Below are 26751 nucleotides of genomic sequence, written 5' to 3'. Positions count from 1 at the left end.
AATTAAGCTTTTAACAGTTTGGCATTTATAGCAACGATGACAGTGCTTAGGCTCATCAGAACTGCCCCGACAGCTGGGCTCAACAACAAGCCCATAAATGCCAGTGCCCCAGCAGCAAGCGGGATGGCCACAATATTATATCCCGCTGCCCACCATAAGTTTTGCAGCATTTTCCGGTACGTCTTCTTCGATAGATCCATGATACTGACAACATCCTTTGGATTACTTTTTACAAGGACGACATCAGCTGTTTCCATCGCAACATCGGTTCCGCTGCCGATTGCAATCCCTAAATCGGCTGTAGCAAGTGACGGGGCATCATTGACCCCATCTCCTGTCATTGCTACTTTCCAGCCTTTCTGCTGGATCTTTTTGATCTGATCCGATTTATTGTGAGGAAGTACTTCAGCATAAACCTCCTCAATACCTAGTTGATCCGCTACCCAGTCAGCTACTTTTTGGTTGTCTCCTGTTAACATGATAGGATGGATATCCATTTCCTTGAGTTTTTCGACGGCTTCCTTGGCAGAATCACGAACCATATCAGCTAATGCGATCATCCCGATAAGCTCATCATCTACAAGGACAAAAACTACTGTCTTACCTTTTTCAGATAAAGAATTAAATTGGTCTTTATCGTATTCAAACGAACGCTCATTGACATAGCCAGGGCTGACGACCAGTACTTCTTTTCCTTCTACTCTTCCTTTCAATCCTTTACCTGTCATGGATTCAAAATCTGATACTTCTTTCAGATTCAGTTCCCGTTCCTCTGCTTTATGGAGTACCCCTTCTGCCAGCGGGTGCTCGGAGTTTTGTTCAGCGCTGGCTGCCCAAAGCAGAACATCATTTTCATTATTGGATCCGGCAGGGATAATATCGGTTACTCCGAACTCACCTTTTGTCAATGTTCCAGTTTTATCAAATACAACAGCATTCAGTTCCCGAGCACCTTCAAAGTTGGTTCTGTTTCTGATCAGCAGGCCTTTTTGGGCAGAAATAGATGTCGAGACGGCAACAACCAATGGTGCAGCAAGTCCAAGTGCATGTGGACAAGTGATGACCATAACCGTTACCATTCGCTCTAATGCCACGTCAAAGGCGTATCCCAGCGCAAGCCAAATGAACAATGTTCCGAACCCTGCTGCCAACGCAATATAGAACAGCCATTTCGCTGCACGGTTCGCTAAATCCTGGGTTCTTGATTTAGAATCCTGTGCTTCTTTTACCAATGTGATGACCTGGGATAAATAGGTATCATCACCCGTCTTCTTGACTTCAATCGTCAGCGAGCCTTCCTGGTTGACTGCACCCCCGATCACCTCTTCATCTGGATTCTTTTCTACGGGCATCGATTCTCCCGTCAGCATGGACTCATCAATTGCTGATTTCCCTTCAAGAATAACACCATCGACCGGTATTTTTTCACCAGGTTTCACTAATACGCGATCGCCTGTTTGCAGTTCTGAAACAGCTATATCTTCTGTTTCACCATTCTCCTTCACTCTGTGTGCTTCATTCGGCATCAGCTTGACCAGTTCCTCCAGCGCATTGGACGCTCCCATAATTGACCGCATCTCAATCCAATGACCAAGAAGCATGATATCAATTAATGTAGCGAGCTCCCAGAAAAAGTTCTTTCCGCTCCATCCGAAGACTACTAATGAACTGTAGCCATAAGCGACGAAAATCGCTAACCCTATCAATGTCATCATGCCTGGATTTTTTTGCTTCAATTCACTGATGGCTCCTATCAGGAAAGGCCAGCCTCCATAGAAAAATACAATAGTAGAAAGCCCAAACAAGATCCATTGATCAAATGGAAATCTCCAATCCACCTCCATGAAGTCCTGAATCATCGGCGAGAGAAGCAAGATTGGAATCGTCAGAATCAGTGAAATGTAAAATCGTTTCTTAAAATCAGCAACCATATCCCCATGATCGTGGTCATGATGATCATGACCACCACCATGATTATGCTGCTCATGTTCTTCATGGGCATCGTGATGACCGGTTGCCGTATGTTCATCTCTCTCATGTGCCTGAGTATGTTCTTTATGGTTATTACTTTTATGATTATGATGTTCGCGCTTATCAGCCATCATGATTCTCCTTTCTCTTTTATTCTTCTAATTTACGTTTTAAGCGATCATATTCTTCTTCTGAAATTTCTCCTATTGCTAATCTATCTTTCAATGTTTCAAATGATTTATTACCAGATGATGAACGAGTAGTAGTGTTACGAGACCCTGGTTTCATTATCCATACAAAAATGGCAATGATGGCGATAATGATAATAATCCAGATAAATCCAAAGCCAAGAAAACCACCCATTCCTCCGCTTATTCCACCGCCACCCATCATAACTAACACTCCTTTTAATATATTTCCCAGTATACCCATTCCACGGAAGGTATTATTCTAACCATAAAATACTATTAAAAAAAGACAGTCGAGTCATCAACTGTCTTCTTTATCTAAAAAGTTACGAGGAAGGTACCATACCCCTCCCCGATTAAAAGTTATTCATCATTCCTCTGTTGTAATTGCCCGGGCCATTTTGCCCGTGGCAACCCTGATACATTCCCTCCAATTGAGAATCGTCAAAGTTTGGGTGCATTTGTTTCATAAAAGGGAGCATTTCTTCAAAGCTTCCCTGCCAAAATCCCTCACCTTGTAACGGCTCATCCCCGTCAGCCAGTACGATATTTCCAAACCCTAACACTAAAGCAGCTGTAGCTATCCCTGCCAACAACTTTCGCTTCACAACCATCCCTCCTTTCTTACTTTTTACTTTACCCATTAATTATGGAGAAATGGTTGAGAGGATGTTACAAATCCTTTAACTTTTTGTAGACTGGACCCATTTATAACCTACTCCCCACACCGTCTGGAAGTAGTCGTCGATTGGGAAATCAGAGTTTCTTATTTTCTCCCGCATATTACGGACGTGGGAGTCAATTGTTCTTCCTTCTGTATCGGAATCAAACCCCCAAATCAGTTCGATTAACTGATGACGGTCATAAACGCGATTCGGATGATTCATCATGTATCCAATAACCGCGAACTCTTTCGGTGTCAACTTGATAGGTTTACCCCTATAAGTAAGCTGATGGTTATCTCCATCCCAGATCAAACCATCTGTTTCGACAGTATTTTCTTTTACTGTTCTTCTCAACAAAGCTTCCATTCTGGCAATCAATTCATCAGCATCGAATGGCTTGGTAATGTAATCATCGGCTCCTAGCTTCAAACCCTTAACGATATCCTCTTTTTGCTCCCTTGCTGTAACCATAATGATAGGAACTTTTGAGATTTCCCGTATAGATTGACATACTTCCCATCCGCTCATTCCTGGCATCATGATATCTAGCAGCACGATATCAAATGATCCTATTTTCACCTTTTCCACTGCTTCTTCGCCAGATACTGCCTTTTCACATCGAAAACCCTCGGGCTCCAGGTATAGTCGGATCAAGTCGATCATCCGCTGTTCATCATCTACTAATAAAGCTTTAACCATTATTTTCACCTCCTGGAAGATCTATAATAAAAGTTGTTCCATTACCCAGGCTGCTCTCAACGCTAATTTGTCCACTATGGAGACGGATGATTTCTTTCACGATGGCTAATCCTAATCCCGAGCCACCACTCGCCCGTGAACGAGATTTATCAACCCGGTATAATCGGTCAAAAATGAACGGCAGCTCCTCAGAAGGAATCCCGCTCCCTTCATCCCTTACTTTCACAACTGCACGCCCCTCTTTCTTGTTGGAACTAACTTGAATCGTTCCACCCGCTGTTGAATGCTTCAAGGCATTATCCAGTAAGTTGAGAATGACCTGTTGAAAGCGTTCCGGGTCTACCCAGCCTTCTACTTCTTCCGGGCATTCCAGCTCAAGTCTCACCTCTTTTTCTTCAAATACAGGATGAAGACGATTAATGACTTTGTCCAAAGAATCACATAACTTCACCTGTTCTGGTAAGATAGAAAATTGATTTTGATCCATTTTAGCCAAGGCAAACAAGTTTTTCACCAGCATTGTCAGTTGTTCAGATTCTTCTTTTATGATCTTCAAGTAATGTTCTCGGTCTTTTGACGTCAAACTGCTTCTCGAAGCGATATCCGCATACCCTTTTATATAGGTGAGCGGTGTACGTAATTCATGAGCGATATTAGCAAGAAAATCATTGCGTTCATTTTTCAAGTGCTCTAAATCCCTGGCTAATGTCTGAATCGCGACAGCAAGTTCGCCTAATTCATCTTTTCTTTTTGTCATTTCCAGTGATATATTAGTTTCTCCCATGCTCATTCGCTCGGTTGTCTGTTTCAAATGAAGCAACGGTAAAGTAAGGAATCGGGTTAAGATAAATAGAGTGATGATTGTCAATAAAACAGTAAACAAACCAATAATGATAAATTGTCTGGTCAGCTCATGCACTACTTGCTGGACAGAATCAGAAGGTGAAAACATATAAACATGCCCCATCATTTCTCCTTCAACGACAATCGGAGATAATGTAGCAATATACGGTGCAGATCTCCACTTTTCTTCAATGACTCTTCCAATATGCCTTGTATTCTGATAATCATTGTCTTTAATCAAATGAGTGATTTCATCTGTGGCAGCTGTAGATTTAGAGAGGATTTCCCCTTCATTATTAGTGATGATGACATCTGTAGCGGCCTCTGTTTCCATCAATGCTACATGATTCAAAGTAATATCATCGAAGCTTTTCTCCAGTACATCCCTGTGGCTATTCCCACGTGCGAGCAGCCCATCCAATACCTCATCCACTTGATCAGAGACAAGATTAGTATAGAGGACAGAAAAGAGCAATACTTCAACAATCACAATAAATATAAAAAATATCGATGCGACTTTCCAGGATAATTTATTCAGCATAATACCAGCCTCAATTCATTTACCAGTAAGTCAATGTATCTAAAATACCGACAAGGATTAGAAGAATACCAGCTACCCTTTGGACAATGACCCCCGCATGCCGTCCTTTTCTTAACAGGTTACCACTTAAACCAAAATAAGCAATTAACCCAATAAATAGCAGCAAGGGGATCGAAGTCCCTAATCCGAAAATTGTTGGCATGATTGCCCCATAAGAGGTCGCCACTACAATTGGCATCAACGTAAGGAAAAACAATACGAACATCGTAGGACAAAAAGCTAACGTAAAGCCTGCACCAAGAAAAAAACTTCCCCAATGTGATGGATTCGACTTCAAACGGTCCGGAACTTTAAATAAAGTAATCGTTTTGCGAAATTTTATCCATCCCATCAAAAATACGCCGATCAAAACCAACAAAGGTCCAATCGCTTTCCTAATCCAAGGGAACATAGCCTGGAGTTCCTGGAAGATATCCCTGCCGAGCCACCAAAACAGGAACCCCAACCCAGAGAAAACGATGATTTTTCCCAACAGGAACATCCCAATATGTCTCCACGGTATTTTTGTGCGAAGCGATTGGGTGCCGTAAACGGTCATTGCACCTATATTACTTGTCAATTGGCAAGGTGCAGCCGCACCGACAAGTCCCAGCATCAACGCATATAATAATGGCCATTCTTGTACACTGTACGACAACTGTATGACCGGCTCCATCACTACTCTGCTGATCCAGTTCAATAACTCATACATAACTGTACCTCCTTTTTACCGTATTTATAGATTAGTAGTTATTTTTGCAGAAAACGTGCAGTAGAGTGAGAACCTCCATAATTTCTTCATATTTTTAGTTTATATTTACTGTGTTACTAAAAAAAGGAGGTTCAGGAAATTGAAGAGAGTTTATACAATTACCTTATTGCTTTTAATCAGCATTTTTACATTAAGTGCATGTGCCGATGCAGAAAAATCAAATGAAGGAACAAATAACGAGCAGCCAGAAGCAGCTCAGGATAAAACTACAGGGAATACGAAGAGTATAAAAGGTTTATTTCAGCTCCAAACGAAAAATATCACAAGGCTGCCAGCAGAAGACCTGGTTGAATCTTCTCTTTATACATCACAGACGATATGGCCGGCGACCCAGGAGGAGAATCATCCTAATGCAATTATCTTAGCACCTGGAGAAGACTGGCAGACTACACTTGCCGCAGCAGATTTAATTCACCATCCTGTAAATGGTCCTATTCTCCCTTACCAGGAAGATGGTTTAGATGAAAGAGTCTTAGAAGAAATTAATCGTCTGAACCCATTAGGTATTCAAGACGGCACTGAAATTATCCTCATTGGAAATGCCAGTAAAAAAATCAAGGATCAAATTGCTAAGTATCAAGTACATCAAATCAACGGAGAAACATACAAGGAAACTGCTAAGAATATCGATGACTACTATGCAGACATGACGGAAGGTTATCCGGAAAATGTAATTGTCGTTTCCGGAGATGACAAAGCAAAGTTATTCAGTCTGCCGGTTATCAATTGGATTGCTCATATGGCAGAACCGGTTTTATTTGTTTCCGGAAATTCTGTCCCGGAAGAAACGAAAGAAGCGTTGAAAAACCGGGATAATCCCACAATTTATATTGTAGGCCCTGAAAAATTCATCTCAACCAAAGTGGAAAGTGACTTAGGAGAATATGGGACGACAGAAAGAATTGCAGGCAAGACTGCTGTTGAAACGAGCATCGCTTTTGCCATGTACAAAGATGAAAAAACTGGGTTTGGATGGGGACTTGAGGAACCAGGACATGGCGTTTCCATGATTTCCGATCAGACATCAGATTATGCTCTGACAGCAGCTCCATTTTCCCATCTTGGCAAGCATGCTCCCCTTATTTGGCTTCCTGATGGGAAAACAAATAAGGATCTCGAAGAGTTTCTGAAGCTGATTCAACCTACTTTTAAGGAAGATCCTAGTAAAGGACCATATAATCATGGGTTCTTAACGGGGAATACTGAAGATATCCCTGTGGAGACCCAGGGAATGATCGATTCCATGCTTGAAATCATTCAATCTGATGGCGATGGACACGCAGGGCATTAAGAAAAAGAATAAAAGCTTAATAGCTTTACTCACTGGCGACTTCACTGATACTGAAATTTATATTTTGGATCATATAAAAAAGGATGCTCTGATTAAAGAAGCATCCTTTTTAGTTAGATAGCAAAAACATAACTCTATCGGTTAATTGTTTGCAGAAGCAGTGCGTGGATTTGGTAAGAATCAAGACAGCTTTAGTCCATGCCTGCTCTTAATTAATAACTGCTTTCTTTCTAATATTTGTTTTGACAAATAAGAGTCCCAGATCATGAGGATCGTGCTGATACATCGCTCTTTGGGTGAAACGGAGTTCCCCTTGTTGATCACTGACCTGCATTTTGCATAAAGTACGATTAACATTCAAAGCATAATAGTACTCTTCTTCATTAGTTACTTTTACCCCGTTAACACGTTCGATTAAATCACCTACCGCTATCCCCATCTGTGCTGCCGGACTATTTTTAATAATTCCTAATACCGTCAGCCCCTGATCATTCGCTGTAAAATAAGGAGCTTTTTTATCACGAACGCGATGTAACATATGAATAAATAATTTACCTATGACAGCTAGGCCGACTGCAGCTGTGGATAAGACTTCCCACCAATAACTGGCTATTACAAGTATGATGACAAGGGACGCCAGTAGAAACAAACCGCTTCCCAGCTTTTTTGCAGCCGTCACAGGATGATGACCTTTTGTCAAGACGTCAAAACCACTAAGAAAAGGTACCACCATCAATCCATAACTGCCACCTGCTATATCAAGTAATGGCCACCAAGGCATAAAGGGGGTAATGGCACCGCCTGGTATCAAAACAAATAAAGGCATCATCCCCAGCTTTTTCAACCGGTGCTGGCCGATCCACTTTCCCCGGGATCCTGCCACCAGCTCTGGAAATGTCTCCTTGTGGTCCAGCCGGAGTACCCATATCGCTTCCAGGAATAATATCCCCGCCATGATTACCGTTATACCGGTAAGCGATACGTCGGAGATCGCTTGGTGCCATTCCTCAGGTATAAAAGAAACAGAAATATTTTGCAAAAGAAAAATAAGTCCATATCCTATAGTGAGTGTATAAGCGGCAGACAGCACGTTTAAACGGAATATCAGGCTCATCAAAAGTATGATGGTACTTAACAATAAAATGACTGGAAATGAAATGACAATACCTGCTCCCAACATAACTAGTGACAAGATAATTCCGGTAAGGAACCCTGTTACCCATGTCCCTCTCGTTTCTGCAAAGACATCGAAAATACGAATACCGAACATGTCTCTTTCATTTCTGACTCTCTTAAAGGAAACAATTAGACCCAACAGGATAAACCAATAAAGAAGCGGCTGCAACATTAGTCGTCCTGGTATTTGTGTAATTTCCTGAAGCCATCCTCCCACCTTTTATAACCTCCTTCGGTAGAAAACTTGGATTATATCCAAGTCCTTATCTTTCAACCAATACAAACTTGTTTAGGCAGCAAAAAATACCCGCAGTCACTGACTACGGATATAATTCGCTATCCACTCGCTAAATCCTGCTTTATTGCTGGAATAAAACGTCCAGCGCTTTTTCCATTTGTTTATCATTCTTACCTTCACGAATCAAATCCACAATTTTCGCTTCGATTGACCCGCCGGTTTTTTGATCAATGGCTCCGGTCACCTTCAAGTTTTCGTCTTCCTGAAATTGCTTTACTGCTTCCTCTGTTTTCTTATCAAAATAACCATCGGAACGATCCACATCATAACCCAGGCCATCAAGCATCACCTGGATATTTTTAATTTTGTCGTTGTTTTGATCATACTCCAAAGGCTCCTCTATCTCTACTGGATTGGTATAGAAATAAGCGGGTTGCTTTACTTTCACAGTAGGCTGGACCCCCTTCTCATGAATCCAATTGCCATCAGGCGTCAACCACTTGTATAGGGTGATTTTTATAGTACTGCCATCTCCCATTGGAATAGCTTGTTGAACAGTACCTTTTCCGAAAGTTTTTTCACCGACCAGTTCATACCCACCTGCTTCCTGCATGGCAGCAGCCAATATTTCAGAAGCTGAAGCACTACCTTCATCCATAAGTACAGTAACCGGGTATTCTTTTTTATCTTTCATTTTAGAGAAATAGCGCTCTTTCTCTCCATTTTTATCTTCTACTTGTACGTATGGAACATCTTCAGGAATAAAGTTCTGTAAAATTTCCTGTACATCGGTAAATAAACCGCCTGGATTGCCTCGGACATCAATGATCAATCCTTCCATGCCCTTGCCTTCTAATTCACTCAGTGCCTCTTTAAATTCATCCGATGTTTTTTCTGAAAAAGAGGTGATTTCGATAACCCCAGCTTTCTTACCATCCTTTTCCTTTATTTCCGAATACACGGTTTCTAACGGTATATCATCACGTACAATATCGATGGACACCGGATCCGATACGCCTGGGCGCTGGATTGTAAGAGTGACTTCTGTACCTTTCTCCCCGCGGATTTGTAGAACCGTCTCATACAGATCCAGCCCTTCCACACTTTCACCGTCGACAGCAAGAATCTGGTCATTCGGTTTCAGTCCCGCTTCCTCAGCAGGAGACCCCTTAATCGGTCCGACAATGGTGACCTTACCATCGACCATACTGACTTCAGCGCCAATTCCTTCAAAAGAGGACTCAATGGATTGATCAAATTGCTCCATTGTTTCTTTATCCATATATACACTATATGGATCATCCAGTGTTTCAAGCATACCCTGGATAGCACCTTCCATCAGCTGTTTATCATCGACTTCCTCCACGTAATTCTCTTTGATGACATTGTAAGCCTGCTCAACCTTTTTCATATCACCGGAGGCATTGTTGTTGTCGCTACCTGCTGCAAAATTTTCTAATAGTTTTTTTTGTTCACTTTCACTTAAATCCGCAAATCGCTCAACCTTTTGCTCGGATTCAGACTTTGTATCAGGCTCTGATTGGGCGAGCTGGATGCCAAAATACGAGCCGGCAGCTCCAAGCAGTAAGGCAGCTACCAGCAAAATCACAATATGACTCTTTTTTAAATTCATCACCTTCACCCTTCTATCCTTAGAGTTCCATGGAGCCGGCTGTCAATTGCAGAAAAAGGCATCACACCGAATTGTGCGATGCCTTTTTCTATTATAGTTTATGGTCTGCTTGTCCCGTAAATACCAAGTAATTACTTAAGATATGGCATTGGGTTGATTCCGCCATTTTGACTCCACTGACCATTGTGTACTTCGAAATGTAAGTGGCTGCCGAAAGATCTTCCCGTATTACCCATATCACCGATGTGTTGACCGTTACTTACAGACTGCCCAAGTGAAACAGAACGACTAGACATGTGTGCATATACGGTACTCTTATTATACTGCGGATGATAAATATATACAACGTTTCCATAGCTGCTTGAATAAGCAGAACGGGTTACTGTTCCGGCTGCAGCAGCTTTAATCGGTGTACCGGTAGCATTAGCAATATCAATTCCTTTATGATCGCCTAAACTTCGCTTTCCATAACCAGAACTCAACCGACCAGCTGCCGGCCAAGCGAAAATTCCGCTGCCACCGGAGCTTAAATTACTACTGGAGCTGCTGCTAGTTGATGTCTGTTTCGGTTGACTCTTTTCTTCCTGTGCTTTCAAAGCTTCTAAACGCTCGCGCTCTTTACGAGCAGCTTCTTCTTTTTCTTTTTCCTTTTTCAAGCGCGCCTGGCGTTCTAATTCTTTTTGGCGTTCAATTTCTTTCTCAATCTCGGTTTTCTGTTGATTAGCCTGCTGCATCGCCTTTTCAACTGCAGCTGCCTGATCCCTCAATACTTTCTCTTCCTCTTCCAAAGACATTTTGTGCTCGTGCAATTCTTCATGTTGTTCTTCCAGTTTCTTCAGAAGTTCTTTCTTTTCTTTCTTCTGACTGTCTAACTGTGCTTTCAAATCCTCTAATTCTTTTTTCTGGGCTTTTAGTTCGGCCATTTTTTCTTCTACTTGCTGTTTCTTCTCTTCAAGTTCTTTCTTTTCTGCAATATGAGTGTCCATGATGTTTTTATCCTGGTCCATGATGGTCGTTACGGCATTAGCTCTGTCCAGGAAGTCACCGAAATCCTGAGCTCCTAAAAGCACTTCCAAATAGCTGACATTTCCACCGTTGCTTTGCAGTGATTTCAGACGGTCTGTCAACACTTCTTCACGCTTTGCAATCCGTTCTTTCAAAGCTTCGATTTCTTCTTTCAATTGGGCAATTTCTTCTTCGGTCTGTTTAATCTCAGCTTGTTTAGCATCCAGCTTTTCCTGAGTTTTTGATAGTTTTCGATCCAAAGCAGCGATTTGCTCTTCTGTGTCTGCTTGTTTTGATAGGTTCTTATCAATTTTACTCTCCGTATCATTTTTTTCACTAGTTACGGAATTTTTATCTGAGTCAATTTTACCTTTTTCCTGTTCTAACTGGTTTAGTTCCTCTTTGATTTCGTTAAGTTCTTTGTTAGCGAATACCTCTCCTGTTGAGAAAAAAGTAGTTGCTGTAATCATTACTGTAGTAAGTACAATGAAAAACTTCTTCATCTCGTAGTTCCTCCCCCATTTATTGAAACATGTTTTTCTATCTGTCACACCGGGTAAATTATCGCTAGACCTTCAAGAATTTCCGTACACTCATCACACTTCCCCAAATCCCGATGACAACTCCGATACCGAGAATCAGCAGGGAAAGCTGCCATGCAAATGGGTCGAATGGAAGCAATTGGATAAATTCGAATTGAATTTTATCCCCCAAATTGTAGTACAAGTAATAATAACCTGATACTACTGCTGCAATAGGAATAATCGACCCTAAAATTCCAAGCAGCATACCTTCTATGAAAAATGGCCAGCGGATGAACCCGTTCGTTGCACCCACAAGTTTCATAATGCCAATTTCCTTTTTTCGGGCAATGATCGTAATTTTAATGGTATTGGAAATCAAAAATACGGCGGTCAAGACTAGTGCAACAATTAATGCTAAACCGATTGTCCGTGCATAGTCGTTGAACTGCAGAAGCCTTTGTACGATTTCCCGGCCATAATTGACCTCTGATACGCCTTCAATTCCTTGAATGTCATCAGCAATTGCCATTGTATTGCTTGCATTTGCCGGCTTGACCACAAATGCGTCTTTTAATGGGTTGCTTTGGTCAAACAATTCAAATGCTTTACCTTCATCGCCCATACTTTCAATCAGACGCTCGAGTTCTTCCTCTTTAGGAGAAAACTCTATGGAACCTACGTCAGCAATTGAATCTATTTCTTCTTCTACACGGTTGATTTCACTATCTTCTTCAACTGTCCGATCGAGCAGAACTTTAATTTCTACATCTTTCTCTACTTCCTGTGTAATCTGATTCAGATTCAGCATGATTGCCAGAAATACTCCAACCAGTAACAGGGTGGTAGTCACTGCTCCGACCGATGAAACGGTCATCCAGCCGTTCCGCCATACACTCTTACTGCCTTCACGAAAATGTCTGCTGATTGTCCTAAGCTTCATAACCGTATTCACCTCGGTGCTCATCACGCGCAACTAAACCATCTTCAATGGCGATGACCCGCTTTCTCATTTTATCGACAATGTCTTTACTGTGAGTGGCCATCACCACGGTTGTTCCTGCGGCGTTGATTTCTTCTAAGATGCTCATAATTTCCCATGATGTATCAGGATCAAGGTTCCCTGTCGGTTCATCTGCTATTAGCAGCTTAGGATGATTGACAATAGCTCTGGCTATCGAGACCCGCTGCTGTTCGCCCCCAGACAGCTCGTCCGGAATGAAGCGGGCTTTATTTTTCAGACGGACCTGATCTAAAACTTCCATTACTCGTTTCTTGATGTTTTTAGGAGACTCTTCAATTACTTCCAACGCGAATGCGATGTTTTCATAGACTGATAGTCTTGGAAGCAGACGGAAATCCTGATAAACTACACCGATTTGGCGTCGAAGTTTTGGGATTTTGCGCTCCTTTAGGCTGGAAAGGTTAACACCATTTACCAATACGGTGCCCTTTGTGGGTTTTTCTTCCCGGAACATCAAGCGGGTAAATGTAGACTTACCTGCTCCGCTGGGCCCCACTACATACACAAATTCGCCTTGTTCAATATGTACATCTATACCATTTAAAGCCGTTACCCCATTGGGATAGGTCTTATAAACAGATTGCATCTCTATCATAAATAAATCACCTTTAATTTCCTTGTTGTAATTCTCCTGGTGCTCTCCCAAGAATTTACCAAAACTGAACTCTACTGGAATACCATAAATATTATAACATCACAATTCGCCTTTTTATGACACAAAATTATTACATTTTCATTTCAAAAAACCTATATTCTTTAATTAAATTGCAACAAACGCCAAAGTTCGACATTAATCCTTACACATAATTCCTTATAAACTAAGACTTATTGACATACCTTGAAAGCCCTGAGTAATAAACTTTTCACAAGGTTAGATTTCTAAGGACACAAAAAAACTTGAGCAAGCGATGCCCAAGTTTTCTTGTTAAGTATTACGTTTTTTACAATTACTCTTGTGTAGCCAACCATGCGGCAATCATATCTGCATCTTCCCCGGTAGCTTGCTCGGCAGGCATGGAACCTTTACCATTCTTGATGATGTCGCGGATCTCATCTTCAGAGTACTGGGAACCGATACTGTCTAGAGCTGGCCCAGCACCTCCGGATAAATCGCCACCATGACAGCTGGCACAACTTTCTTGAAAAGCTTGTTCAGCTGCTGCAACATCGACTTCGCCACCGCCGTTTTCTTCTGTGCCGGCATCTCCGCCGCCATTTTCTTCAGCACCTTCATCTCCGCCGCCACCGCAGGCGCCGAGCACAAGCGCTGAACCGAAAAGTACAGCCATTAACGCTTTTTTCATTTCGTTACTCCCCCAATCGAAGTAGTTTATGATAGCGAATACACCATCAAGGATATTATAACCAATTCAGGAAGTTTTAAAACCCTTCCCCAATACCTCAGTGGCATTCATTGCCACTACAAAAGCCTCGGAATCAATCATTTTAACAGTTTGTGTCAATTTAATGAATTCGTTCTGCTGGACAACACACATCACCACTTTACGGCTTTGTTCCGTATATCCACCTGATCCATCCAGTACTGTAACACCACGGTCTATTTCATTTAAAATAGCCTGACAGATTTCTTCCACCTGGTCGGAAATGATCATGACATTTTTCGAGGTGTTCAATCCAACCTGGACAAAATCAATGGTACGACTTGTTGCAAATAAACCGATCAGCGCATATAATCCTGCTTCCAAAGAAAAGACAATTGCTGAAGTTATGACGATCATACCATCTAATAACGCCACACTTACTCCTAAGGGAAGGTGCGTATATTTATGGAGGATCTGTGCAGCCAAGTCGATGCCACCAGTCGAGGCACGACCCCTGAATACAATACCAAGACCGAGACCGACACCCATCCCTCCAAATATTGCACCTAATAAAGGGTTTGGGGTGGCAGGTGATAATCCACTAGTCATATAAACAAACAACGGAAGAATCAAAGTCCCAATGAATGACTTTATTCCAAAGTTCTTCCCTAGTATAATAACGCCGGTAATGAATAATGGGACATTAAGCAGCCCCTGGACAAGTCCTGGCTCCCAACCAAAAACTCCTTTGGTTATGGTACTAATCCCGGCAACCCCACCGGATGCAATGTTATTGGGCAGTAAGAAGACGTTAAAAGCCAGCGCTACGAAAAATGAACCTATGATTACGAAACTGTATTCTAAAACATGCCGGAGTATTTCAGGCATCGGCTCCCTCCGATACCGTTTGGCCATCATCATCATTTTTTCCACCTCTACTACGTTGAATTCTGCGAAGTAACCATCCTTCGTTTCTCTCTTATCTTTAGCTCATGAGATAGGAGTATAACACTGGATTCTGAAGGTGTAAACGACAACAAAATAACGCATTAACACGGTGAAGCAATATTATGAGTTACTTATTCAACTAAAGGGCCGAATTGTGGAAGACTCAGTTTCAAGATAGTGAGGGCTTTTTACCATAATAGCGTCAGGGCTGGCTGGGAAACTACTCGCTTTCCTGTGGGGGATCTGGCGAGCTTCCTCGGGCTATCGCCCTGTGGGATCTCGCCTAGATCCTTCTCCCACGGGAGTCTCGCAGTTTCCCAACCAACCCATCCGAAGGATGGGAGAAAAGAACCCCGCATAGCTGAAAAAATCTTCCACGATCACCGAATAATATGACTCGAGGTTGAAGGTTACAAGCACGCTTTTATAAGTAGCTCACTATTGTTGAAGGACTGCATAACGTTGTTTCCGTTTCTCCCATAAACGAAAGGAGGTCCGGGAAATTGCGAGACTCCTATGGGAGGATAGTACATGGTGAGGTCCCGCAGGGCTTTAGCCCGAGGAAGCTCACCGTACGCCCATGGAAAGCGAGTGATTTCCCGGACCACCCAATTCCCAACACTATAACGGAAACAGTTTCTCTCGAAACTGAGTCTTCCATTAAAGGGAGCTTTAATGGAAGATTTAACAAAGCTAAATAATATTAGAAAAACACTAAAAGTGACTCTCCATTGTTTTATTCAGGGACGGTAACACGTGAACTGGAGGCGATACTCACCACCACATAACCAATCAAAGAAAGCAGTACAGGCATCACAACGGTGTGCATATCGAAAAGGTTCGGCAAGTAAAGATGGAATATTATATAGGAAAGAATACCGATCAGCATAGAAGCGAGTGCCCCATATTTATTCCCTTTTTTCCAATATAACCCTAAAACTACCGGCCAGATAAAAGCAGCCTCCAATCCGCCGAATGCAAATAAGTTCAGCCAAATTAATAATTCTGGCGGATCGAGCGCCATCAAAAACACCAGTATTCCCAGGATAGCTGTTATCGAAAAACTAAGCTTTTTCACTTTTTCATGTGTAGCTTTCGGCTCGATATAATTCAAATAGACATCCTTTACTACAGCTGAACTGACAACCAGCAAAAGCGAATCCACCGTAGACATGATGGCTGCCATGGGAGCAGCAAGGACAACTCCGGCCAGCCAGGCTGGCAGTACTTCCAGAGCTATCAATGGCATTACTTTATCCCCTACCTCGATGCCAGGCAGGATGGGACGGGCAAATACACCAATCAGATGCATATTTAACATGATGAAACCTACAACAACTGTACCGATAATCAAAGCCCTGTGCATGGCCTTGGAATTTTTATAGGACATCGCCCTTACGGTGACATGGGGAAGTCCTACAACTCCCACTCCGACCAATATCCAGAATGATGAAACATAGCTGGCTGACAGTGTACCTTCAGCCCCGTAGGGTGTAATCAGGTTCGGGTTTTCTGCCTGAAGGTCAGCCATTATGTTATCAATACCACCACCTGCAGCGATGGTTGCAATCAAAAGTATTAAAGTTCCGAATAGCATGACGATCCCCTGGACAGTATCTGTTAAAGCAACTGCACGAAAACCTCCAAGAATAACATAAACTAGAACGGACAACGCGAAAATGAATAGGGCAGATATGTAACTGAGACCGGTCAGCGATTCAATCAGCCGGGCGCCTCCTACCCATTGGGCTGCCATGGCCGAAAATAAAAATATGATAATACTGAAGGCGGAAACCAGCACCACCCACTTACTCTGATAGCGTCCTTTCAGGAAATCAATCAGTGTAACGGCTTTATAGCGACGGCTCATGATGGCGAATTTCTTTCCCAGCACCATTAATACAAAATATCCGGTGACTACTTGGGACATGGCAAGCAGCACCCATCCCAACCCTTCAGTATACGCAACTCCAGGCCCTCCGATAAAACTGCTGGCACTTCCATAAGTGGCAATCATTGTCATGGCCAGAATTAAACCGCCTAATTGTCTTCCTCCAAGAAAATATTCGGATAAAAAGGAGGCATTGGTAGTTCTTATATGTTTGCTTGCCCAAAAACCAATAACGAAAATCAATAAAAGGAACAGAATCAGAGGGATTACTACAGACCAATTCATGATTCGTCTCCCCCTTCTTCCTCAAACGGGACCTCTATAAACCAGAACTTCACCACAAGTAAGACGAGAACAACCATGATAATAAAGCCTAACACGCAGCTAAAGAAAAACCAGGCTGGCAGGCCAAATATGTAATCATAGGATGATGGAGAAGCCCCGCCTAAACCATAAGCAAAACCAAACCACCAAATGAAGTTGAATACAGCCAGACCGACTCCGATCCAGGCTTCCCGGTGAGCAATCCGAAACCAATGTTTATCTTCTGACATCGCACAGCCCCTCCTTTCTTTTTAAATTACTTCTTTCATTGTAAGTGGAATTCTCGTATTTTTCACTATTTAACTATGAAAAAACCTGGTTCTAAGACCAAAATAAAGACCCCGCTCTTCTTATTTGAGCGAGGTCCAGGCATTTATTAATTCATTTGGGAACGGAGGTAGGCATTAATGAATGGATCAATATCGCCATCCATCACTCCCTGTGTATTCCCAATATCAAGGCTGGTGCGATGGTCTTTCACCATAGAATACGGATGGAAAACATAAGAACGAATCTGGCTTCCCCAGCCGATTTCTTTCTGCTCTCCACGGATCTCATCCAGTTCCTGCTGTTGTTTTTCGATTTCCAGCTGATATAGCTTTGCTTTCAGCATTTTCATCGCCTGTTCCCTGTTTTTAATCTGAGAACGTTCTGACTGACAGGTCACTACCGTATTTGTCGGTGTATGGGTAATCCGGACAGCCGAGTCTGTCGTATTGACATGCTGCCCCCCCGCGCCACTCGAACGGTAGGTATCGATCTTCAAGTCTTCTGTACGCACATCAATTTCGACCTGATCATCAAATTCTGGCATAACCTCACAAGAAACGAACGAAGTGTGTCGCCGTCCCGAAGAGTCGAATGGAGAAATTCTCACTAGCCGATGTACTCCTTTTTCTGCTTTCAAATAGCCATAAGCGTTATGCCCTTTAATCATCAAGGTTACACTCTTAACACCCGCTTCGTCCCCTGGCAGATAATCCATCGTTTCTACTTTGAAACCTTTTCGTTCCGCCCAGCGGGTGTACATACGTAAGAGCATGCTTGCCCAGTCCTGGGATTCGGTCCCGCCTGCCCCAGGATGTAACTCCAGAATAGCATTATTTTTATCGTAAGGTTCACTCAACAGCATATTCAACTCAAATTGGTTCAAGTCTGTCTGCAGTTGTTTGACTTCTTCTTCCAAATCAGCAGCCAGCTCTTCATCATTTTCTTCTTTAACGAGTTCATAAGAAACCTCCATGTTCTCATGGGCTTCTTCGTGGTTCTCAAGGGTATGCACCATATCTTTTAAACCATTGACCTCATTAATGACTTTCTGGGCGTTATTCTGATCATCCCAAAAATCAGGGGCTGTCATTTCTTCTTCCAGTTCTGCAATTCTGGCCTTCTTTTGATCGACGTCAAAGAGACCCCCTAAAGTCCGCTAATCGCTTAGCCATATTGTCTAACTCATGACGAATTTCCGCCATATCCATCACAATCACCTCTACATTAATTTCTGATCTTTCACAGGGGAAGACACTCCCCCTTAACGAGAGAGTGTCCTTCCAATCTACTTGCCGTGGCAGTTCTTATACTTTTTGCCGCTTCCGCATGGGCATGGATCGTTACGACCGACATCTTCTTTTTTTACATAAGGCTTACGTGTCTTCTTTTCTTCGCTCTGCTGGCTGCCGGAGACCGCCTTCGCTCCCTGAGCGACTTCCTGACGCTGCAGATTATTACGGACCTCCGCTTTCATGACATAGCGGGAGACCTCTTCTTCGATATTCTGGATCATTTGTTCAAACATGGAGAAGCCTTCCATCTGATACTCACGAAGTGGATCTGTCTGTCCATAAGCTCTTAGGTGAATCCCTTGACGCAGCTGGTCCATTTGATCGATATGATCCATCCATTTCTGGTCGACGGTACGAAGCAATATGACACGTTCAAATTCACGCATCTGGTCTTCTTCCATCTCTGTTTCTTTCTCGTCATATCGCTGCTTCACTTTTTCCATGAGGAGTTCGGTCATTTCTTCCGGCTCTTTTCCTTTTAGTTCGCCTTCCGTAATATCGCCCTCATGGAGGAGGTTAGCTTGCATATACTTGACGATGGAATCTAACTCCCAATTCTCATCGAGTTCGTCCGTTGTATAGGCCTGGACGGTTCGTTCAATCGTTGATTGAACCATCTCTTCAATAATTCCACGGAGATTCTCGGAGTCCAGCACTTCGAAACGCTGCTTGTAAATAACTTCACGCTGCTGACGTAAGACATCGTCATAGGAAAGAACCGTTTTACGGGCATCGAAGTTGTTGCCCTCGACTCGTTTTTGTGCCGATTCCACCGCGCGTGAAACCATTTTACTTTCGATTGGCTGGCTGTCGTCCATGCCTAAACGATCCATCATGTTACGCATATTATCTGAACCAAAACGGCGCATCAGTTCATCTTCCATGGACAAATAGAATAGGGACATACCAGGATCTCCCTGACGACCGGAACGTCCACGGAGCTGGTTGTCAATCCGGCGGGATTCATGCCGTTCTGTACCGATGACGGCTAATCCGCCAAGATCACGAACACCATCTCCAAGCTTAATGTCGGTTCCACGTCCCGCCATGTTTGTTGCGATAGTGACAGCACCTTTTTGACCGGCATTCTCAATGATTTCCGCTTCCCGGAAATGATTTTTCGCATTCAGCACATTATGCGCCACTCCAGCCTTCTTCAAATAGCGTGAAATCAATTCAGACGTCTCGACAGCAACGGTACCCACTAGTACTGGCTGTCCCTTTTCATAACGCTGTTTGATTTCTTCAACAACCGCTTTAAACTTACCTTCAATCGTCTTATAGACAAGGTCAGCCTTATCATCACGGATGATTGGTTTGTTCGTCGGTATAGCAATAACCCTCATATTATAGATATTCAGGAATTCTTCTTCTTCTGTTTTTGCGGTACCTGTCATACCAGCCAGCTTGTCATACATACGGAAAAAGTTCTGGAACGTAATCGAAGCTAGTGTCATGCTTTCATTCTGGATTTCCAGCCCCTCTTTCGCTTCAATAGCCTGGTGCAGACCATCGCTGTATCTCCGGCCTTTCATTAAACGGCCGGTGAACTGGTCGACGATGACCACCTCTCCGTCATCCACCACATAATCCGTATCACGGTGCATTGCCGCATGAGCTTTCAAGGCCTGGTTGATGTGATGGATAAGCGACACATTGGAAAGGTCAAACAAGTTTTCAATCGCAAAATAACGCTCCGCTTTATTGATTCCTTCCTCTGTCAATTGTACGCCTTTTGTTTTTTCCTCATACGTATAATCTTCTTCGTTCTCAAGAAGCCGGACAAAAGCATTTGCTTTCACATATAAATCAGCAGACTTTTGCGCGGTACCGGAAATAATCAACGGGGTACGCGCTTCATCAATCAAAATCGAGTCCACTTCGTCAATGATGGCAAATGGCAACGTACGCTGCACCATTTGTTCCTTGTACAGCACCATATTGTCCCTTAAGTAATCAAAGCCGAACTCATTGTTTGTCCCATACGTAATATCTGCATCATATGCTTCCCGTTTTTCTTCTTTAATCATGCCGTTTAAGTTCAAGCCGACTGTTAATCCAAGAAAATCGTAAAGCTTGCCCATTTCACCAGCATCACGGCTGGCCAGGTAATCGTTTACGGTAATAATATGCACACCATTGCCGCTAATGGCATTCAAATAGGCAGGCATCGTCGAAGCAAGGGTTTTACCTTCCCCTGTTTTCATTTCTGCGATATTCCCTTCATGTAATGCAATTGCTCCTAACAGCTGCACATTGAATGGGCGCATGCCTAGTACACGCTTTGCCCCTTCGCGGACTACCGCAAAAGCTTCAGGAAGCAAGTCATTTAGACTTTCACCATTTTGATAGCGTTGTTTAAAATCTTCTGCTTTATTACGCAGACCATCGTCTGATAATTTTTCCATCTCAGGCTCCAACGCTTCAATTTCATCGGCTTTCTTTTGCAGCCGGTTGATCTGGCGCTGGTTGCCGTCACCAAAAATTTTCTTTAGGGTTCCAAGCATTGCAACCGCTCCTCTATTAAATTGGTAATAATCCGGTTGTATAGTTTAATCCACACTTAATAATAACACTTCCTTTAGTTGCCTGACAACAAAGGGCACACAGCATGTCCTAAACGACCAAAGAGCAGCCCGGGGATGGACTGCTCTTTGGCCTGGAGACGTTTGAGGTTTTGCGGAGTATCATTCAGCAATGGGTGTTGACCGGTTTGCGGAACTTGTCAGTGATAAAGTATGCTCACGTACAAGCAGCCGGTGTTCATAGCCCAATTGCCTGCGATCCAAATCATAGATTCGCTTGTTTGCAGCTGCAATGATTTCTACAAGCTGAGCGATCGTTTTTTCTTGCTGCATTAGCTTATGAAACAATTCCTGGTATTCCTTCGTCATATAAGTATCCAAAAGGTACGCCTCCTAGGGAAGGATAATAATGTATGCCGGCTATTTTGTTATACCACGACGGTTGATTTATTACCAATGACGCTTCTTAGCAAAACCAGCCGCAGTTTTTGTCGAAAAAGGACATTTGTCAGGCTATTATTCGACTTTCAGGCTATTTTGCATGGTAGTTTTGCAAAAAGGCAAGTTTTTCTTATCTTTATAACTATAAGGAAAATAGTGTTTACTCTTAATTGAAAAGGCGACCCTTGACAGGATCGCCTTGATTACATTCAGCTTGGTTCAATTAAACCATACTTACCGTCGCGACGACGGTACACCACGTTCGTTTCGTTAGTTTCCGCATTTGTATAGACATAGAAGTTATGACCCAGCATATCCATTTGCAATACCGCTTCTTCGGAATCCATCGGCTTCAAATCAAAGCGTTTTTGACGGACGATTTCGATGTCATCATCGTCACTTGCACCATTTTGCCGCTCGGCTTCCTTCTCCAATTCTGCAAACACATATTTCGGAGCACCTTCCTGGCGGAACTTGCGGTTCACTTTTGTTTTATGCTTTCGGATTTGTCGTTCCAGTTTATCAACCACAAGGTCGATGGCAGCGTACAGATCGGTGTGTCTTTCCTCTGCACGTAGAAGCAGATTCTTCATTGGAATCGTTACCTCGATTTCCTGCTCATCATTATAGACACTTAAATTAACATGGACCTCGGAAGTTACCGGTTCATCAAAGTAGCGCTCTAGCTTTCCTACTTTCTTCTCCACGTAATCATTAATAGCCTCGGTCACTTCTAGGTTTTCACCACGAATGTTATAGTTCATATAGAAGTGTCCTCCTTTCATCCTTATGTGATTATTATTCTATCATACCCTGGCATATTCCTGCACAAACTTTCGAAATTTTCCGAATTAATTGTGTCGGAATTTGTTGGGAATTGCAGAAATATGATTGAGGGTCTATTTATATCATACCCGATTTCACCTATGATTAAGGTAGATAAATTGTGAACATCTTCGCAGAAAAAGCTCATTTTAAAGGGCACTTTCATTGACTTTTGCAAAATAAATATTCCAATTAACAAACCTGCTCTCCATTAGGAAGCAGGTTTTAATTCTGTTTATTTTTTCTGGTCTAAAAAGATACCATCGTGACTACTGACATTGTCATAAGGGTTGGAATATTTCCGAGCAGAGGTCTGATGTTTCTTGTTCATTCGTATTTCTTGTTTCAGTTGTTCGAAACTCTTTTCTAAATGTTCTTGAATTCGAATTTCCCTCGTCAAAACTTCCTCCATCATCACTTTTTCTTCTTTTTCTACAGGCTTGTCCAATAGGTGAATGATATATCCTCTTTGGTCGATCAACTGATTTATTTCTCTTATTTGCTGATGACGCCCGTTCGATGATATTTCTGCTTGAAGGAGCTCATCCAGTTGCACTGTCAGCTTATGAAACTCAGGCAGCGGCTCCACTAGACAATACTACCTTCACCGAATTGTTGTTGGCGAGTCTGGCGGATGACTTCTTTCCAAGTATCCCGTAATTCGGTAACCAGCTCTTGTGCCTCTGTCAGGATAACCAGGTCATTATTCACGTTCGCATCTAGCAGACGCCGGTTGATGAATTCATAGAGTGGCAGGATTTCTTTAGAGATAGAAGCGTCCGGGTCAAGTGTAATCATAAGCTCCTGAATGATTTTTTGTGCTTTTTGAATATTTACATTCTTTTTTTCGTAATTTTTAGTTTCCATAGCTTTGCCAGCTAATTTGATAAATTTCAAACACCCATTGTACAGCATTAATGTCAGCTCCCCTGGGGAAGCTGTTTCGACAGTATTCGTCTGATAAGCTTGTATTGACATACCAACACTCCTTTATTAAAATCCACCACCAAACTGCTGCATCATGTAGGTGGACTGTGAATTCATTTTTTGTATCGCTTTTTCCATTTCGGTAAATTGCTTCCAATATCGCTCTTCCACCTGGACCAGACGATCTTGAAAAGCCAGCATTCGACTATTAATATCTTTCAATTGATTTCCCAGAGCAAAATTATTATCCAGACTGGTGGATTTGCCCGCTTTCCTCTCAATTGACTTCACCGTACGATCCAGGGTGTCTTCCAGGCGTCGGACAATCCCTTTTTCCGCACCTTCCCCACTTTTTGCAAAAAGTTGATGAACGGAGTCAGGATCATCTCTTAACGCAGTCCGTAATTTATCCTCATCAATCAGCAATTTTCCGCCATCCCGGTAGTTAGGTGAAGTAGTAATACCGATTTGTGCTAATTGATTATACGCACCCGTTCCTTCCACTGTGCTATACCAGTTATTCCGCATTTCGGATAGAGCGCCTCGAATAGCCGCCTCGCCTGAGAGCATCCCTTTTTTTGCCTGTTCTTCCCAGAGCTCAATTTCTCTCTCTTCCATGCCCTCTCGCTGTTTCTCCGTTAATGGCTTGTAGTCCCGGTTTCTTCGTTCACTGACTTTTTCGTTAAGATTTTCAATAATGCCATTGTATTTATCGACAAAATCTGTGATCTTTTCCATTGATCCCTCGATATCACTGGTCACGTTGATTTTTGCCTGCCCAGAAGTAACATTATTAAAGTTAAAAGTTACTCCGTTCATAGAATAGGTGTTTTCAAATGATTCTAACTCTAGAGCACCATTATAGGTGAACTGGACATTTTTTCCACCTTGTTCAGCTTTTGCCCAGCTGCCGTCGGATTGTTGCACACCATTTTTGATTTGTAAAACATCAACAAAGAAACCCGAATTCGTGGTGGAATCAAATCCGATTTCAGCTCCCAGGAAGGTATCCGATTTGTTAAAGTCACCCGTTTCTGTACGTTCCAGCACCACTTTATCCGCCTGGCGATCATAAAATGCACGGACACCGTTATCAGCAGTGGTAATCCCCTTTAAAACATCGTTCAATGACTGATCTTGACTTACTTGAAACGTATGGCGCTGTTCATTTCCTTCTTCATCGTATGTGAAAAATTCATAATCTGTATCAAACTGGATCCCGCCCCCATTCTTTAAATGAGCACCAGCATCACCCAGGCGCTGATTAGGATCGAAGGCCTCTCCTTCGGCAGTAATACCCTTTTGACTGACATTGATGGCTGAGGAAGCCAACTGCTTAACCTCGACATTGTAACTTCCAGCAGAAGCGCTAGTATTTGCGATGGCTGTTACCGCATCTTCCTGGGATGAACTTGTACTTTTTGAGTTAAACGTACGCTGCAGCTTCATATCCAGTGTCAGATTGTCCAGTTCTAATAGCTGTTTGTTTACATCCCTATACGCATCACGCTGCCAAGTGAGCCAGGTTTTATCCTGTTCCATTTTATCCAGTGGCATCCGTTCTGCTTTCATAAGATCTTTAACAATACCATCAATATCCATTCCTGAAGCTAACCCACCTACACGCATTGTGATAACACCACCTTATATTTTATGACCTCCGATGAAGCCCAGTATTTACTTTTTATATCGGCTGTAATATGCAGAAATTAAAGCAAAAAAAAAGAACCTCACCATCAGCCTCCTTATTGAAGTCACGATGGTGAGGTTTTGCGTTTGTAAAGCTGAGAAACTGCTATTCCCGTCAAAATCATTGCCGAACCTAAAATTACATTTATCCCCAGTTTTTCATTTAACAGTACAGCTCCAAATATCATTCCAAAGACGGGTACCAACAGTGTCGAAAGTGTGGCAGTCACCATATCAATACTATTCAATATGACAAACCAGAGTGTGAAACATAACGCAGAAGCTAACACTCCAGTAAATAAGACATAGTATAAGCTCTCCGTTGTCAGATGAACCGCATCGCCCCATTCTGTGATTAAGGCAGCAATGATTAGTCCAAGAGAACCGAATAACATCTGATAAGCAGAAACCTGTAAATTGGTAACATTTTTTAGCTTCTTGCGATAATAGACATTTGATATTCCCCATGAAACAGCCGCAAGTATTATCAATAGCTCTCCTGCCAGCACGGTCAAATCTTGCTGAACAATAACGTCCCATCCAAGTATAGTTAAAAGCCCTGTCATCCCAAGGGCAAGGCCGATACCTTTTACCTTTGGGATTTTTTCACTAAGGAAGATAGAAGCGAGCAGGCTGCTCCAAATAGGCATCGAATAAAGAAGAACGGAAGACTTCCCTGCATCGACAAACTTCAATCCGTACATTACGAATAGAAAGACAACGGTGGTCTGTAAAAGACCGATGACAGCCAAGTGCTTCCATTGATCTTTTGGTGGAAGACCAAGTTTCAAAACGAATAAAATCACAAACATTGTAACAGTACCAGTACTGAATCGCAGGGCTGAAAAGGTAAAAGGCCCCATGAAAGCAAGTGATGCTTTCATGAGTACCCATGCATACCCCCATATAAGTGTAACCAATAGAATCAATATAGCTAATAAGAACTTTTTATTATGTATGGAAGAACTAGACTCCTCTATTTTTCGTAGCAATACTCGCCCCTCCCATTGTACTAATCTGTTTTCTCATTTCCCTTAAGGAGGTGTATCCAATCTGCCGGTGCATGCATTGCCGCCTCATTTTCTTCTGTAATTTTTTCATAGACTTCCTGACGGTGGATATCGATATCCCTCGGAGCTGCTATTCCAAGCTTAACCTGATCTCCTTCAATAGCAATTACCTTCACTTCAATATCATCACCGATTTTCAATGATTCATTTATTTTCCGATTCAGCACTAACATGCTGCTCTTCCTCCTTCCTGAAAGAAGCGAGTAGATGTTTGGTATGAAAGGAAGTATCATTCAAGATTACTTGTTTCCCTTTGTTTCGATTATAGTTAACCACTACAGGTGCCTGCAGATTAACCGTTGTTTCGGAAAATGGGCTCCTTAAAGTGACTACTGATAGAATGATAACATCTTTAGGTGATTCTATCTCCAGTAATTCCAGTGTCTTCCCATCTAAATCAAAAGAATAATCTTTCAAAAATAAATAAGGATTGGTGGCAATCAAAGCAACCTGGGGTTGGTCGATGGATTGCAGCACCTGATAGATTCCTTTTTCCTCCATATTCAATAACACAAACCTTTTAACATCTTCGAATCCAGGCAGCCCGCCCGGAAATTCCAGTATATCCTGTTGCTTGACTTCTATATCACCAAAAAATTTTGTTGCAATTATCATAGTAAC

26 protein-coding genes are annotated in these 26751 nt (G+C 42.5%); 1 reads left to right on the top strand and 25 read right to left on the bottom strand.

Annotation, left to right across the window (positions count from 1 at the left end; translation table 11 throughout):
• Positions 1 to 2 precede the first annotated feature (2 nt).
• From FHS45_RS09795 to FHS45_RS09770, 6 genes are all read right to left on the bottom strand, one after another.
• Positions 3 to 2105 (bottom strand): heavy metal translocating P-type ATPase, encoded by a 2103-nt coding sequence (locus tag FHS45_RS09795; RefSeq protein ID WP_062441333.1) that lies wholly within the window; start codon positions 2103 to 2105, stop codon positions 3 to 5.
• A 16-nt stretch (positions 2106 to 2121) separates the two neighbouring features.
• Positions 2122 to 2364, bottom strand: a complete 243-nt coding sequence (locus tag FHS45_RS09790) for an SHOCT domain-containing protein (RefSeq protein ID WP_062441338.1) — start codon at positions 2362 to 2364, stop codon at positions 2122 to 2124.
• Positions 2365 to 2515: 151 nt separating this feature from the next.
• On the bottom strand, positions 2516 to 2767 hold the full coding sequence (locus tag FHS45_RS09785) for a hypothetical protein (protein WP_062441342.1): 252 nt from the start codon (positions 2765 to 2767) through the stop codon (positions 2516 to 2518).
• 75 nt (positions 2768 to 2842) lie between these two features.
• Positions 2843 to 3523, bottom strand: coding sequence for a response regulator transcription factor (locus tag FHS45_RS09780; RefSeq protein ID WP_062441344.1), 681 nt, complete (start codon positions 3521 to 3523; stop codon positions 2843 to 2845).
• Positions 3516 to 4907: a sensor histidine kinase gene (locus tag FHS45_RS09775; RefSeq protein ID WP_062441347.1), complete on the bottom strand. Its 1392-nt coding sequence runs from the start codon at positions 4905 to 4907 to the stop codon at positions 3516 to 3518. The genes FHS45_RS09780 and FHS45_RS09775 overlap by 8 nt, the downstream gene beginning before the upstream one ends.
• A 19-nt stretch (positions 4908 to 4926) precedes the next feature.
• Entirely contained in the window at positions 4927 to 5658 is a 732-nt protein-coding gene (locus tag FHS45_RS09770) for an urease accessory protein UreH domain-containing protein (RefSeq protein WP_062441350.1), read from the bottom strand.
• Between the two features lie 139 nt (positions 5659 to 5797).
• Between FHS45_RS09770 and FHS45_RS09765 the strand changes: the two genes are divergently transcribed.
• Entirely contained in the window at positions 5798 to 7009 is a 1212-nt protein-coding gene (locus FHS45_RS09765) for a cell wall-binding repeat-containing protein (protein WP_062441352.1), read from the top strand.
• Between the two features lie 208 nt (positions 7010 to 7217).
• Here FHS45_RS09765 and FHS45_RS20470 read toward each other — a convergent pair whose 3' ends face one another.
• The 19 genes from FHS45_RS20470 to fliW all read right to left on the bottom strand — a co-directional run bounded on the left by FHS45_RS20470 (position 7218) and on the right by fliW (position 26745).
• The gene (locus FHS45_RS20470) at positions 7218 to 8402 is read right to left on the bottom strand and encodes a PDZ domain-containing protein (protein ID WP_062441355.1); all 1185 of its coding nucleotides are present in this window, start codon (positions 8400 to 8402) and stop codon (positions 7218 to 7220) included.
• Positions 8403 to 8544: 142 nt separating this feature from the next.
• Positions 8545 to 10056, bottom strand: a complete 1512-nt coding sequence (locus tag FHS45_RS09755) for a S41 family peptidase (protein WP_062441359.1) — start codon at positions 10054 to 10056, stop codon at positions 8545 to 8547.
• Between the two features lie 131 nt (positions 10057 to 10187).
• Positions 10188 to 11564 carry a murein hydrolase activator EnvC family protein gene (locus tag FHS45_RS09750; RefSeq protein WP_062441362.1) on the bottom strand — a complete coding sequence of 459 codons (1377 nt, stop codon included), beginning with the start codon at positions 11562 to 11564 and terminating at the stop codon, positions 10188 to 10190.
• Positions 11565 to 11628: 64 nt separating this feature from the next.
• On the bottom strand, positions 11629 to 12525 hold the full coding sequence (gene ftsX, locus FHS45_RS09745; RefSeq protein ID WP_062441367.1) for a permease-like cell division protein FtsX: 897 nt from the start codon (positions 12523 to 12525) through the stop codon (positions 11629 to 11631).
• A complete protein-coding gene (ftsE, locus tag FHS45_RS09740; RefSeq protein ID WP_062441370.1) occupies positions 12515 to 13201 on the bottom strand; it encodes a cell division ATP-binding protein FtsE in 687 nt (228 codons plus the stop codon). Before ftsE ends, ftsX begins: the two co-directional genes overlap by 11 nt.
• A gap of 352 nt (positions 13202 to 13553) precedes the next feature.
• On the bottom strand, positions 13554 to 13910 hold the full coding sequence (gene cccB / locus FHS45_RS09735; RefSeq protein ID WP_062441373.1) for a cytochrome c551: 357 nt from the start codon (positions 13908 to 13910) through the stop codon (positions 13554 to 13556).
• A 66-nt stretch (positions 13911 to 13976) separates the two neighbouring features.
• On the bottom strand, positions 13977 to 14852 hold the full coding sequence (locus tag FHS45_RS09730; RefSeq protein ID WP_371872034.1) for a YitT family protein: 876 nt from the start codon (positions 14850 to 14852) through the stop codon (positions 13977 to 13979).
• 760 nt (positions 14853 to 15612) lie between these two features.
• Positions 15613 to 17052, bottom strand: a complete 1440-nt coding sequence (gene panF / locus FHS45_RS09725) for a sodium/pantothenate symporter (protein ID WP_062441377.1) — start codon at positions 17050 to 17052, stop codon at positions 15613 to 15615.
• Positions 17049 to 17321 carry a YhdT family protein gene (locus FHS45_RS09720; protein ID WP_062441380.1) on the bottom strand — a complete coding sequence of 91 codons (273 nt, stop codon included), beginning with the start codon at positions 17319 to 17321 and terminating at the stop codon, positions 17049 to 17051. Before FHS45_RS09720 ends, panF begins: the two co-directional genes overlap by 4 nt.
• A 146-nt stretch (positions 17322 to 17467) precedes the next feature.
• Positions 17468 to 18569 (bottom strand): peptide chain release factor 2 gene (gene prfB, locus FHS45_RS09715; protein ID WP_148350011.1). Its coding sequence is split into 2 segments (ribosomal slippage): positions 17468 to 18496 and positions 18498 to 18569, totalling 1101 coding nucleotides; the frame shifts between segments, so codons are not numbered across the junction.
• 77 nt (positions 18570 to 18646) lie between these two features.
• On the bottom strand, positions 18647 to 21160 hold the full coding sequence (gene secA, locus FHS45_RS09710; RefSeq protein WP_062441386.1) for a preprotein translocase subunit SecA: 2514 nt from the start codon (positions 21158 to 21160) through the stop codon (positions 18647 to 18649).
• 180 nt (positions 21161 to 21340) lie between these two features.
• Positions 21341 to 21559: a hypothetical protein gene (locus tag FHS45_RS09705; protein WP_062441389.1), complete on the bottom strand. Its 219-nt coding sequence runs from the start codon at positions 21557 to 21559 to the stop codon at positions 21341 to 21343.
• Positions 21560 to 21828: 269 nt separating this feature from the next.
• On the bottom strand, positions 21829 to 22383 hold the full coding sequence (gene hpf / locus FHS45_RS09700) for a ribosome hibernation-promoting factor, HPF/YfiA family (RefSeq protein WP_062441391.1): 555 nt from the start codon (positions 22381 to 22383) through the stop codon (positions 21829 to 21831).
• Positions 22384 to 22679: 296 nt separating this feature from the next.
• Positions 22680 to 23033, bottom strand: coding sequence for a flagellar protein FliT (gene fliT, locus FHS45_RS09695; RefSeq protein WP_062441394.1), 354 nt, complete (start codon positions 23031 to 23033; stop codon positions 22680 to 22682).
• Positions 23033 to 23422 (bottom strand): flagellar export chaperone FliS, encoded by a 390-nt coding sequence (gene fliS / locus FHS45_RS09690; protein WP_062441398.1) that lies wholly within the window; start codon positions 23420 to 23422, stop codon positions 23033 to 23035. The genes fliT and fliS overlap by 1 nt, the downstream gene beginning before the upstream one ends.
• Positions 23423 to 23437: 15 nt before the next feature.
• Positions 23438 to 25000, bottom strand: coding sequence for a flagellar hook-associated protein 2 (locus FHS45_RS09685; RefSeq protein WP_062441401.1), 1563 nt, complete (start codon positions 24998 to 25000; stop codon positions 23438 to 23440).
• 125 nt (positions 25001 to 25125) lie between these two features.
• A complete protein-coding gene (locus tag FHS45_RS09680) occupies positions 25126 to 26052 on the bottom strand; it encodes a DMT family transporter (RefSeq protein ID WP_229717832.1) in 927 nt (308 codons plus the stop codon).
• A gap of 20 nt (positions 26053 to 26072) precedes the next feature.
• Positions 26073 to 26303: a carbon storage regulator CsrA gene (csrA, locus tag FHS45_RS09675; protein ID WP_062441405.1), complete on the bottom strand. Its 231-nt coding sequence runs from the start codon at positions 26301 to 26303 to the stop codon at positions 26073 to 26075.
• Positions 26275 to 26745 (bottom strand): flagellar assembly protein FliW, encoded by a 471-nt coding sequence (fliW, locus tag FHS45_RS09670; RefSeq protein WP_062441409.1) that lies wholly within the window; start codon positions 26743 to 26745, stop codon positions 26275 to 26277. Before fliW ends, csrA begins: the two co-directional genes overlap by 29 nt.
• Positions 26746 to 26751 lie beyond the last annotated feature (6 nt).

Source organism: Thalassobacillus devorans (genome assembly GCF_011761345.1).
Lineage (GTDB): Bacteria > Bacillota > Bacilli > Bacillales > Halobacillaceae > Thalassobacillus > Thalassobacillus devorans.
Note: the sequence above shows the minus strand (reverse complement) of the source record. Positions and strands in the feature narration are given on the sequence as shown.